Here is an 11,282-nt window from a genome sequence, read left to right on the forward strand (position 1 = left end):
GGCACAACAAGGAGCACACCATGAGCAAGATGCGTACCGTTGATGCAGCGGTGGCCATCCTGGAAAAGGAAGGCGCCATCGAGGCGTTCGGCCTGCCAGGCGCCGCCATCAACCCCTTCTATTCCGCGATGCGCGCCCACGGCGGCATCCGCCACACCCTGGCCCGCCACGTTGAAGGTGCCAGCCACATGGCCGACGGCTTCAGCCGGGCCAAGGACGGCAACATCGGCATCTGCATCGGCACCTCCGGCCCCGCCGGCACCGACATGATCACCGGCCTCTACGCAGCCTGGGCAGACTCCATCCCCATGCTCTGCATCACCGGCCAGGCCCCAGTTGCCAAGCTGCACAAGGAAGACTTCCAGGCCGTGGACATCGAGTCCATCGCCAAGCCCGTCACCAAGATGGCCATGACCATCCTGGAGCCCGGCCAGGTTCCCGGCGCCTTCCAGAAGGCCTTCCAGCTCATGCGCTCCGGCCGCCCCGGCCCCGTGCTGCTGGACCTGCCCATCGACGTGCAGCTGGCCGAGATCGAGTTCGACATCGACACCTACGAGCCCCTGCCCGTCGAAAAGCCCAAGGCCTCCCGCAAGCAGCTGGAGAAAGCCCTGGACATGCTGACCTCAGCAAAGCACCCGCTGATCGTGGCCGGCGGCGGCATCATCAACGCCGGGGCTTCCGAGCAGCTGGTGGAGCTGGCCGAAACCCTGAACGTGCCGGTCATCCCCACCCTGATGGGCTGGGGCACCATCCCGGATGACCACCAGCTGATGGCCGGCATGGTGGGCCTGCAGACGTCCCACCGCTACGGCAACGAGAACTACCTGCAGAGCGACTTCGTGATCGGCATCGGCAACCGCTGGGCCAACCGCCACACCGGCGGCCTGGAAACCTACACCGCCGGCCGCAAGTTCGTGCACATCGACATCGAGCCCACGCAGATAGGCCGCGTGTTCTCGCCGGACCTGGGCATCGCGTCCGACGCCGGTGCGGCGCTGGCCGGGCTGGTTGAACTCGCCAAAGAGCGCAAGGCCGCAGGGTCCCTGCCGGACTACAGCGCCTGGGTTGCCGAATGCCAGGAGCGCAAGGCCACCCTGCACCGCAAGACGCACTTCGAGAACATCCCGATCAAGCCGCAGCGCGTGTACGAGGAGATGAACAGGTCCTTCGGCCGCGACACCACCTATGTGTCCACCATCGGCCTGTCCCAGATCGCCGGCGCGCAGATGCTGCACGTTTTCGGCCCGCGCAAGTGGATCAACGCCGGCCAGGCAGGTCCGCTGGGCTGGACCGCTCCGGCGGCCCTCGGCGTCGCGCGTTCCAACCCGGACCAGACCGTGGTGGCCCTCTCCGGCGACTACGACTTCCAGTTCATGATCGAGGAACTGGCCGTGGGCGCGCAGTTCAACCTGCCTTACATCCACGTGGTGGTGAACAACTCCTACCTGGGCCTGATCCGCCAGTCCCAGCGCGGGTTCAACATGGAACAGAACGTGTCCCTGGCGTTCGAGAACATCAACAGCTCGCACCTGTCCGAGGACACCCGCGGCTACGGAGTGGACCACCTGAAGGTGGCCGAGGGCCTGGGCTGCAAGGCCGTCCGCGTGGAGGACCCCAACGACCTCGCCGCCGCGTTCGACAAGGCCAAGGCCCTGATGGGCGAATTCCAGGTCCCCGTGGTGGTGGAAGTGATCCTGGAGAAGGTCACCAACATCTCCATGGGCGTGGAAATCAACGCCGTGAACGAGTTCGAGGAACTGGCAGAGACCGCCGCGGACGCCCCAACCGCCATCCTGGCGCTGCAGGCCTAGGCCCTGCTGGCCTGAAACCGGAAAGACAGAAACAGCCATGCGCATCGTCATTGCCCCGGACAAGTTCAAGGGATCCCTGTCCGCCCCGGACGTCTGCAGCCACCTGGAAAAGGGGCTGCAGCGCGGGGCGGGCGGCAACCTTGACGTGGTCCGGATCCCGGTAGCCGACGGCGGAGAGGGCACCCTCGACGCCGCCGTCGGCTCCGGCTTCACCCGCCGCACAGCGGTGGTGGCCGGGCCGACAGGCGAACCCGTGACGGCCGAGTTCGCCGTCCGGGGCAATGAGGCGGTCATAGAAATGGCTGCTGCCTCGGGCCTGGCCCTGCTCCCGGCAAGTGCCCTGGTGGACGGGCGGCCGTGTTCGACGGCGGCCCGAACCGCCACCAGCCTGGGCACCGGACAGCTCATCACCGCCGCCCTGGACGCCGGCTGCAACCGCATCATCCTGGGCGTGGGCGGCAGCGCCAATACCGACGGCGGCGCGGGAGTCCTGCGGGGGCTTGGCGCCAGGTTGCTCGACAGTGAGGGCAACGACCTGCCGGACGGCGGTGCCGCCCTGGCCCGCCTGGACCGGATCGACTTCAGCGGGTTCGAACCCCGGCTGAAGGACACACGCTTTGTGCTGGCATCCGACGTCGACAATCCGCTGCTGGGCGCCCAGGGCGCCGCGGCGATTTTCGGCCCGCAAAAGGGTGCCGCACAACAGGACGTCGACATGCTCGACGCCGCCCTGGCCAGGTTTGTCGAAGTCCTGGCCAGGGAAATCGGTCCTGAAGGCCCCAACAACAGGGCAATCAAAGCGGCGAAAGCCCCGGGAGCCGGCGCGGCCGGAGGCGTTGGCTATGCCGCCATCGCCGTCCTCGCCGCGGCCCGGCGCCCGGGGATCGACGTCGTCCTCGAATTCACTGGGCTGGCGGAACGGCTGGCCGGCGCCGACCTGGTGATCACCGGCGAGGGAAGCCTGGACGAGCAAAGCCTGCTGGGCAAGACCCCCATGGGCGTTGCCAGGGCAGCCGCCGCGCAGGGAGTTCCCGTAGTGGCGGTATGCGGCCGGACCACCCTGTCCCCTGGCCAGGCAGCAGCCGCCGGCTTCGAGGACGTCTACTCTTTGACGGAACTCGAAAGCGATGTAAACAGGTGCATAGCAGAGGCAGCGCCGCTTCTGGAGCAGCTGGGCACCCATATCAGCGGGAGGCTGGCGGCCGACCGGCTCGCCCGCACCCCATATACCAAGGAGGACCTCCATGTCTGAAGAACGTTTTGACCTGGTCATCCGTGGCCAGCGCATTCTGACCACAGCCGGAATCGCGCCCCGCGAGGTGGGCGTCCGCGGCGGCAAGATCGTTGCCATCGAACCCTTGGGCAACGGCCTTGCCGGCGCCGAGGTCATTGAGCTGGCCGACGATGAAACCCTGATCCCCGGCCTGGTGGACACCCACGTCCACGTCAACGAACCCGGCCGCACCGAGTGGGAGGGTTTCGCCTCGGCCACGCGCGCAGCAGCTGCCGGCGGCGTGACCACCATCATCGACATGCCGCTGAACTCCGTCCCGCCCACCACCACCGTGGAGAACCTGAAGCTCAAGCGCGAGGTGGCCGAGGACCAGGCGTTCATCGACATCGGGTTCTGGGGCGGCGCCATCCCCGGCAACAAGGGCGACCTGCGGGCCCTCCACGACGAAGGCGTGTTCGGCTTCAAGTGCTTCCTGCTGCATTCCGGCGTGGACGAGTTCCCGCACCTTGACGCGGACGAGATGGAGGAGGACATGGCCGAACTGAAGTCCTTCGACTCCCTCATGATTGTCCATGCCGAGGACTCCCACGCCATCGACCGTGCACCGCACCCCGGCGGCGACCATTACCAGACCTTCCTGGCTTCCCGCCCGCGCGGCGCCGAGAACAAGGCCATCGCCGAGGTCATCGAACGTGCCCGCTGGACTGGTGCTCGGGCGCACATCCTGCACCTGTCGTCGTCGGACGCCCTGCCCATGATCGCCTCCGCCAAGCGCGACGGCGTCAAGCTCACCGTCGAAACCTGCCCGCACTACCTGACGCTGATGGCCGAGGAAATCCCGGACGGCGCCACCGCCTACAAGTGCTGCCCGCCCATCCGTGAGGCCTCCAACCGGGAACTGCTGTGGCAGGGCCTGCTGGACGGCACCATCGACTGCATCGTCTCGGACCACTCGCCCTCCACCCTGGATCTGAAGGACCTGGAAAACGGCGACTTCGCCGTGGCGTGGGGCGGCGTCTCATCGCTGCAGCTGGGCCTGTCCCTGATCTGGAGCGAGGCACGGCACCGCGGCATTCCGCTGGAGCAGGTGGTGTCCTGGATGGGCGAGAAGCCGGCCGCCCTGGCCCGGCTCTCCAACAAGGGCCAGCTCGCGCTGGGCTACGATGCCGACTTCGCCATCTTCGCCCCGGACGAAGCCTTCGTGGTGGACGTGTCAAAGCTCAAGCACAAGAACCCGATCACCCCGTACGACGGCAAGACCCTGTCCGGCGTGGTCCGCAAAACGTTCCTGCGCGGCGCCGTGGTGGACGGCCAGACCCCCACGGGCAAGCTGATCCGCCGCGGCGGAGTCTAGGGACGCGCCATGGCAGTGGAAGCCCACCATCCGCGAACGGCGCACCGCCCGCGGATGGTCCAGCCCAAAGCTGCTGCCCGCGGCCTGGCCGTGTGGGTGGTTCCGGCGGAAGGCACCAGCCCGGAACTCCTGGCGCGTGCCGCCCAACTGGTCCTTGCCAGGGCCCTCCAGACTGCTCCGGAGGCGGAAGTCCATTGGCCTGCCGCCGGAGCTCCCACGTCCGGGGTCTCCGCTGACGCGGGGGGAGGAACAGCAGACGACTCCTCTCAGCCTTCCTCCGCGGCGGAGAACCCCGGCGGTCCCGGCCAGGCACCCAGTGAGGACGACGGCGGCACGCGGCTGCCGCCGTCGGCCGGGCCCGTCAGCCGGGTGGCCGTGGACCTGGCGGCGGAAACCGTCCTGCTGGACGGCAGGCCGGTGCCGCTGACCGGCGTCGAATACAAAGTCCTCCGCTACCTGGTGACGCACCTGTCCCGCACTGTGGGCCGGGAGGAACTGCAGGAGTTCCTGGAGTCGCTGCATTTCCCCGGCGCCACTGCCCGGTCCATCGACGTGTACGTGGGCCGGATCCGCCGGAAGCTGGGAAATGCCCGCCATGCCGTGGCCACTGTCCGCGGCGGCGGATACCAGTTTGTGCCCGGCTCCTGCGCCACCGTTCGCGGCCCGGCGGAATACTGCATATGACGCCGGAGTTGTATGACTGAGCGGAAAGCCGCTTCACTTGATGTTTTGCCATTACCTGACAAAGACTTCCAAAGGAATGCCATGAGCCAGACCCTGACCACCAAGCTTCAGCCCGGAACCCAGGCCCCTGATTTCACCCTTCAGGATGCCCAGGGCCGCGAGACTGCCTTGGCCGACTACCGTGGCAAGAACGTCATCGTGTACTTCTACCCGAAGGCCGCCACCCCTGGCTGCACCACCGAAGCCTGCGATTTCCGCGACAGCCTGGCGTCCCTGCAGGGCAAGGGCTACGAGGTCACTGGCGTCTCCCCCGACGCCCCGGAAGCACTGGCCGGCTTCACCGGTGACTTCTCCCTGACCTTCCCCCTGCTCTCCGACCCCGACCACGCCGTCGCCCTGGCCTACGGTGCCTGGGGCGAGAAGCTGGTCAACGGCGAGATCGTTGAAGGCATCGTCCGTTCCACCGTCGTGGTGGACCCCGAAGGCAAGGTCACCCTGGCGCAGTACCAGGTCCAGGCAGACGGGCACGTCGCAGCGCTCAAGGAAGCCCTGGGACTCTAACGCTCTCTCACATAACGCCGGTTTTCCCCGACGCTCCCGCAGTCCAAAACTGCGGGAGCGTCCGGCGTTAAGAGTCGCTGGCCGCCGCTTTCGCCTCTGCCGCCGCCGCGGCATACTCCTCGGAAACCGTTCGGTAGACCGGCGTGAGGAAAGCCAGCAGTGCCGCCGCAATCATGATGATGCCGGCGATCAGGAACACCAGGGCGATGCCGCGGGAGGTGCCCTCGCCCAGCAGCGGGGCCAATTGGGCGGCGCCCTCGGTGGAGCGTGCGTAGGGGATGATCCAGAACTGTGCCAGGGGCGCGATCAGAAACGCGGTGATGGGTGCAGCCGCGGACTCGAACGCCATGGCGAACCCGAACACCCGCCCTTGGCGCTGCAGCGGCACCACCTGCTGGATGACCGTCTGCTCGGCCGCCTCAACGAAGGGGATCAGGACCAGGTACAGCCAGATGCCGGCAATATAGAGCCACGCCCACTCCCGGATAGTAAACACGGCGCCAAGGAACCCCATTGCCACCACCGCGAGGAGCAGGCTGCGCAGCGGGTTGGCGCCAAGTCCGAACTTGCCGATCAGCGCACCGCCGATGATGAATCCGGTGGACCCCAGCGCGAACACGGCTCCCCACACCTCTACGGGGAACATCTCCAGGCCGTACGGATCCATCAACGCCATGTAGACGCCGCCAATGAAGTTGTTGAATGTGGAGAACAGGATCAACGCGAACAGACCGGTGATGGCCATGACCGCGGCGACCGAGCCGCGGAGGTCAAACGAGCCGTGGGCGTCGGTGGCGGCCACCCGTACTTCCTCGGGCATGCGCAGGGTCAGCAGGTGCGCGAAAGCCAGCGCAGTGAGGACGACGGCGACGACCACCGTCCAGCCCATGCCCAGCAGTCCGACTGACAGCCCGGAAAGTACCGACGTGACGATGAATGCCAGGCCCTGCACCATGCCCACCATTCCGTTGGCGTTGGCGCGGCGGTCCGGCTCGATGAGGATGGTCACCGTGGTGGAGAGGGCAACATTGCGCATGTTCTCCACCACCGCACCGATCAGGATGATCATGGTGAAGATCCAGAACCAGGGCTGGGCGAGGTCCAGCAGGCGGGGAGTCGGCGTCAGCAGGAACATCACTCCGGCGAGCACGAACATCACCATGGTGAAGGCGGCTGCGAAGCGCATCACGGTGAGCTTGCGGTAGCGGTCCACGAACGTGCCGAAACTGATGCTGGAAAGGGCGATCAGCAGCATGTATGCGCCGCCGACCACCCCCGTGGCAATGACGTTGCGCGTCTCGAGGTACACCCAGAACGTGAGTGCGAACCATAAATAGCTTGTGGTGATGTTGGCGACTGCGGTGTTCAGCAGGATGCCTTTAAACGTGCGGAACCGCCGCCCAGGACTGCGCAGGGATGTGTCGACGGCGTCCGGGTTGGCCAGGTGCGGAGCGCCGTCGTCCTCAACCGGCGCGGACACAGCCCTGCCGTCCCCGCGAAGCCTGTTCCCGCCGTCGGAAGCTGCACCGGCCCGTTCCCGTGCCGGTTCCTGCTCGGTCATGCGTCCCAGTGTAATAACGGAGAGCAGGAGCCGATAGGGAAAATTCCCCTCCCTTGCTATCCCAGGTTGCCGCCTCTTGTGGCCGGTGACAGGATGGCGGCATGGCGATCGAGGTACGTCCTGCCACTGAGTTCGAAGACGTTAGGACCGTGCTGGGACCCAAGCGGCCGGACGCCACTGTCTGTTGGTGCCTGAGCTACCGCATTCCGTCCAGGCAGAATGTGGCACTGCGCGGAACCGAGCGCCGAGACCTGGTGCGGCAGCTGGTTGCAGAGGATCCCCCACCGGGAGTCCTGGCGTACGACGACGGCGAAGCAGTTGGGTGGGCAGCGGTTCATCCGCGCGCCGGCACCAGTTTCGCCGGCAACCGGAAGATCCCCCATATCGACGATCTGGACGTCTGGTCAGTGTGGTGCATCCGGGTGCGTCCGGGGCACCGAGGCAAGGGCATTTCGCACCACCTGCTGAACGGTGCCGTCGAGTTCGCCAGGAGCTACGGTGCCCCTGCCATTGAGGGCTATCCGGTGGACAACGGCGGCAGCAAGGTGGACCTCACCATGGCGTACGTGGGCACCAGGAAACTCTTCGAGGACGCAGGCTTCGTCAAAGCCGCGGACACAACTTCAGTGCTCAACGGATTTCCGCGGGTCCTGATGCGCCTGGCGTTTTAGGCTGGCGCCGAAAAACGGGGCGGCAGGGCTGTCAAAACAGCTGCACGCCCATTTCCTACTTCCTGTCAAGGCCTGTCGCAGGTTTGACTAGTCAGCATGCTTAGTATTAGCGTCGAAGTAACGGTGATGCCGGTATGGCAATGCCGTTACGGACGCTGTAAAGCGTTTGTAATCAAGCAAATCAACAGTTCCGCCGGCAGTTCCGCATGGGGGCTGGAGCGTCGGGGGTTCAAGCGCCGGTCAACCGGCACTGAAAGGAACATAGAGATGCGAACACGAGTTTTGGCACCAATAGCAGCAGTGGCATTGTCCGGAGCAATGATGTTTGGCGCTACCGCGCCGGCCTCAGCAGCACCGCCGGCACCGGCCCCGGCAGCGGCAGCAAACGCTGCTGACGTAGCAAATGTCACCGCCACCATCAACGAAACGATCGACGGTGTGGGCAGCTTTACCGGATCCTTCGTTCCCACCGGATTCAGTACCGAGAACGGCGACCTGACGGTAACGGGCCTCGTTGAGGGCACCTTCACCAGCGTTGATGGTGTAGTCACACCCATCAGCCAGACCGTGACAACCACTGTTGACGCCGGCACCTCCAACGCCGCCTGCGACATCATCAACCTCGACCTGGGACCCCTCAACCTTAATGTCCTGGGTCTCGTGGTAGACCTCAGCCAGGTCCAGCTGGACATCACGGCGGTACCGGGCGCGGGAAACCTGCTGGGCAACCTGCTGTGCTCTGTGGCCGGCCTGCTTGACGGCAACGGCACCAGCGGCCTGGCGAACCTGCTTAACCGCGCGCTCGGGCTCTAACGGTCCAGCATTGTGGTGCACGGTTGTGGGCGGTCCGGACGGGCCGCCCACAACTTCGTTAAGACTGAAGGGTCAGGGCTTTTTCCACCATTTACCGGGCCAGCCCTCATCGATGGCCCACAGCGCCAAGAGCAGGGCGTCGACTGTCATAAGTCCCGCGATAAGGTACGCCCAACCTGTATACCAAGCCACTGCAATCTCCTGACTGTATCCCCCAGCCACTCGATTGCTCCTAAGTGTGGCACTTAAAGCGCCAGTACGGAACGTCCTCCGTCCGCAGTCTTAAAGAGTGCTTCCAGCCGGATGTGCGCTTCCGTCTCCAGCTTGAGGCGTCTTGTCAGCCGCTCCACCTGCTGGGACATTTCCGCCCCGACGGGAAGCCGGTCTCCCGGCCAGCTCCACACCTCCCGTGATTCCGCCAAGGCCTGGGCCAGCGCCTTGGCTGCGGCGCGTACTTTCCGCCGGTGGAAATAGACGCGCAGCAGTGCCCGGCCCTTATCAAGCGCCGCGCAGAAAGCGGCATGGACTGCGGGCGCCCGGTCTTTGCTGATGTCTTCCATGTACTGCACTTTCTCCGAGCCGTTCAGCCCCCCGGCAGGTCGTCTTTGACCCACATCCGTGGAGGCTACTGCCTGTCTTAGAGTGTGGACGGGCTACCTCAACGTCCGGGCAAGCAGGTCCAAGGATTTGCACAAGATCGCCCCGTCACATGCAGGTCATCCGGCTCATATGAAGCGGGGCAATATGCCGGGCGGGGGTAATTGCGGTAGAAGTAGACCCATGATCTCCCCCTCAGGACCCCGCCGTGCCGTCGTTATTGAAGATGACGCAGATATCCGTGGATTGCTGGTACGCGTCCTGGGCAAGCAGGGCTTCGACGTCACGCATGCGGAGGCAGCCCTTCCCGGAGTAGAGGAAGCGCGCCGGACGCGGCCCCACCTGGTCACCCTCGACTTAAACCTGCCGGACAACGACGGGCTGGAAGCATGCAGGCTGCTGCGCGGGTTTTCCGATGCCGTGATTGTGGTGCTCACTGCCCGGGAAAGTGAACTGGACCGGCTGGCAAGCCTGGAAGCCGGAGCGGATGCATACTTCAGCAAGCCGTTCAGCCCCAAGGAATTGCAGTCTGGCATTGACGCAATCTTCAATCGGAGATTTTCCGCAGCAGCCTCTCCCACGTGACCGCCACGCCTTGACATGGCAGCACAGCTGCTCTTGAATATTACGTATGCTGAAATAACAGTTCCATGATGCGGAAGCTTTGGGAAATGATGACCCAAGGCGCCGGGTAGTCCGGCTTCCGCATAGCCGTCACCATGGATGCCAGCAGATCGTTACCAAGGAACCAGCCAGCATGAAGCTAGCCGAATTCAACAGTGCGGATGCCACCCTGGCCGCCGAAACCCTCAGGCCCTGCATCGACGTCACGAGGTGGGTGGATACCGTGGCCGGCGCACGCCCCTTCGCCAGCAAGGATGCGCTCCTGGCGTTCGCATCCCAGGCCGCCAGCCCCTTCACCCCGGCGGAGGTTGAATCCGCCATGGCCCACCATCCGCGGATTGGAGAACGGCCGACGGCGGGCACCGCCGAAGCGTCCATGTCCCGTTCGGAGCAGGCCGGGGTGGACCCTGCAGACACCGCGGTTGCCCACGCCCTGGCCCAGGGCAACCGGGAGTACGAGGAAAAGTTCGGGCGCGTCTTCCTGATCCGCGCCGCCGGCCGGACCGCCCCTGAAATCCTGCGGACGCTGAACGAACGCCTGGCCAACTCCCCTGCGGAAGAAGACACCATCGTGGCCCAGCAGCTGCGTGAAATCGCCGTCCTGCGGCTTGAAGGACTGATCACCGAATGAGCGTCTCCCACGTCACCACCCATATCCTCGACACAGGCGCCGGACGCCCGGCGGCGGGAGTCGCCGTCGTGCTTTACCAAAACGACGCCGGCACCTGGCGCCACATTGCAGATTCCACCACCGACGCCGACGGCCGGGCACAGGACCTTGGTCCGGAGCACCTGGAGGCCGGACACTACAAGCTCAACTTCGCCACCGGGGACTATTACGCGGCACGGCAGACCGCCACCTTCTTTCCGGAAGTGGACCTGGTGTTCGAGGTGACCGGATCCGAGCACTACCACGTGCCCCTCCTGCTCAGCCCGTACGCCTACTCCACCTACCGCGGCAGTTGAGGCCACCGAAAAATGTAGGCTTGATCCATGCCTTCTGAACAACCCGCTGCCGAACGCCGCGAAATTACCGTCCGCCGCGCGCCCAAGTATGTGCCGTTCCTCATCCTCGGCGCACTGGTGGGCATCGCGGCGGCAGCGGTGATGGCCTACGGTGTTCCCGAAAATCCAAGCTTCGACGCCGGGGCCGTCTTCGGGTTCTTCATGGTGGCGTTTGCCGCCGGTGGCGCCATCCTCGGAGCCGTGGTGGCCCTGGTCTTGACCGCCGGAGCATCAAGCGGCAGCAGAAGGCCGTTGTGGAAGCCGTCCCGGATTCCGAACCGGACACGGATCCGCAGCCGTAGCCCGGCTGCAGGGAAACGGTCACAAACGGGCGGCCGGAAAAGTCCTACCCCATGTCGTGAGATAA

At 65.4% G+C, this 11,282-nt stretch carries 12 protein-coding genes and 1 pseudogene; 11 read left to right on the forward strand and 2 right to left on the reverse strand.

Annotated elements, in window-relative coordinates; all coding sequences use genetic code 11:
• Positions 1–20: 20 nt before the first annotated feature.
• From gcl to bcp, 5 genes are all read left to right on the forward strand, one after another.
• Complete coding sequence (gene gcl / locus ASPHE3_RS17665) at positions 21–1,811, forward strand: glyoxylate carboligase (RefSeq protein ID WP_013602563.1); 1,791 nt, start codon at positions 21–23, stop codon at positions 1,809–1,811.
• Between the two features lie 37 nt (positions 1,812–1,848).
• Positions 1,849–3,063: a glycerate kinase gene (locus ASPHE3_RS17670; protein ID WP_013602564.1), complete on the forward strand. Its 1,215-nt coding sequence runs from the start codon at positions 1,849–1,851 to the stop codon at positions 3,061–3,063.
• Positions 3,056–4,399, forward strand: coding sequence for an allantoinase AllB (gene allB, locus ASPHE3_RS17675; protein ID WP_013602565.1), 1,344 nt, complete (start codon positions 3,056–3,058; stop codon positions 4,397–4,399). Before ASPHE3_RS17670 ends, allB begins: the two co-directional genes overlap by 8 nt.
• Positions 4,400–4,408: 9 nt before the next feature.
• The gene (locus ASPHE3_RS17680; RefSeq protein ID WP_013602566.1) at positions 4,409–5,083 is read left to right on the forward strand and encodes a winged helix-turn-helix domain-containing protein; all 675 of its coding nucleotides are present in this window, start codon (positions 4,409–4,411) and stop codon (positions 5,081–5,083) included.
• Between the two features lie 81 nt (positions 5,084–5,164).
• Positions 5,165–5,644, forward strand: a complete 480-nt coding sequence (gene bcp, locus ASPHE3_RS17685; RefSeq protein ID WP_013602567.1) for a thioredoxin-dependent thiol peroxidase — start codon at positions 5,165–5,167, stop codon at positions 5,642–5,644.
• A gap of 67 nt (positions 5,645–5,711) precedes the next feature.
• On the opposite strand, the gene ASPHE3_RS17690 is transcribed toward bcp, so the two are convergent.
• The gene (locus ASPHE3_RS17690) at positions 5,712–7,205 is read right to left on the reverse strand and encodes an MFS transporter (RefSeq protein WP_013602568.1); all 1,494 of its coding nucleotides are present in this window, start codon (positions 7,203–7,205) and stop codon (positions 5,712–5,714) included.
• A gap of 101 nt (positions 7,206–7,306) precedes the next feature.
• Here ASPHE3_RS17690 and ASPHE3_RS17695 point away from each other — a divergent pair, with 101 nt between their 5' ends.
• Positions 7,307–7,876 carry a GNAT family N-acetyltransferase gene (locus ASPHE3_RS17695; RefSeq protein WP_013602569.1) on the forward strand — a complete coding sequence of 190 codons (570 nt, stop codon included), beginning with the start codon at positions 7,307–7,309 and terminating at the stop codon, positions 7,874–7,876.
• A gap of 267 nt (positions 7,877–8,143) precedes the next feature.
• The gene (locus tag ASPHE3_RS17700; RefSeq protein ID WP_148258130.1) at positions 8,144–8,689 is read left to right on the forward strand and encodes an ABC transporter substrate-binding protein; all 546 of its coding nucleotides are present in this window, start codon (positions 8,144–8,146) and stop codon (positions 8,687–8,689) included.
• 245 nt (positions 8,690–8,934) lie between these two features.
• Here the strand turns inward: ASPHE3_RS17700 and ASPHE3_RS17705 are convergent, their stop codons facing one another.
• The gene (locus ASPHE3_RS17705; RefSeq protein WP_013602571.1) at positions 8,935–9,249 is read right to left on the reverse strand and encodes a hypothetical protein; all 315 of its coding nucleotides are present in this window, start codon (positions 9,247–9,249) and stop codon (positions 8,935–8,937) included.
• A gap of 220 nt (positions 9,250–9,469) precedes the next feature.
• Between ASPHE3_RS17705 and ASPHE3_RS17710 the strand changes: the two genes are divergently transcribed.
• The 4 genes and pseudogenes from ASPHE3_RS17710 (at position 9,470) to ASPHE3_RS17725 (ending at position 11,217) form a co-directional block, all read left to right on the forward strand.
• Positions 9,470–9,871 (forward strand): response regulator transcription factor, encoded by a 402-nt coding sequence (locus ASPHE3_RS17710; protein WP_013602572.1) that lies wholly within the window; start codon positions 9,470–9,472, stop codon positions 9,869–9,871.
• Between the two features lie 172 nt (positions 9,872–10,043).
• Complete coding sequence (uraD, locus tag ASPHE3_RS17715) at positions 10,044–10,541, forward strand: 2-oxo-4-hydroxy-4-carboxy-5-ureidoimidazoline decarboxylase (protein ID WP_013602573.1); 498 nt, start codon at positions 10,044–10,046, stop codon at positions 10,539–10,541.
• Positions 10,538–10,876 (forward strand): hydroxyisourate hydrolase, encoded by a 339-nt coding sequence (uraH, locus tag ASPHE3_RS17720; protein WP_013602574.1) that lies wholly within the window; start codon positions 10,538–10,540, stop codon positions 10,874–10,876. The genes uraD and uraH overlap by 4 nt, the downstream gene beginning before the upstream one ends.
• Positions 10,877–10,903: 27 nt before the next feature.
• Positions 10,904–11,217, forward strand: a pseudogene (locus ASPHE3_RS17725) (hypothetical protein).
• Positions 11,218–11,282 lie beyond the last annotated feature (65 nt).

This window comes from Pseudarthrobacter phenanthrenivorans Sphe3, assembly GCF_000189535.1.
GTDB classification, from domain to species: Bacteria; Actinomycetota; Actinomycetes; order Actinomycetales; family Micrococcaceae; genus Arthrobacter; species Arthrobacter phenanthrenivorans.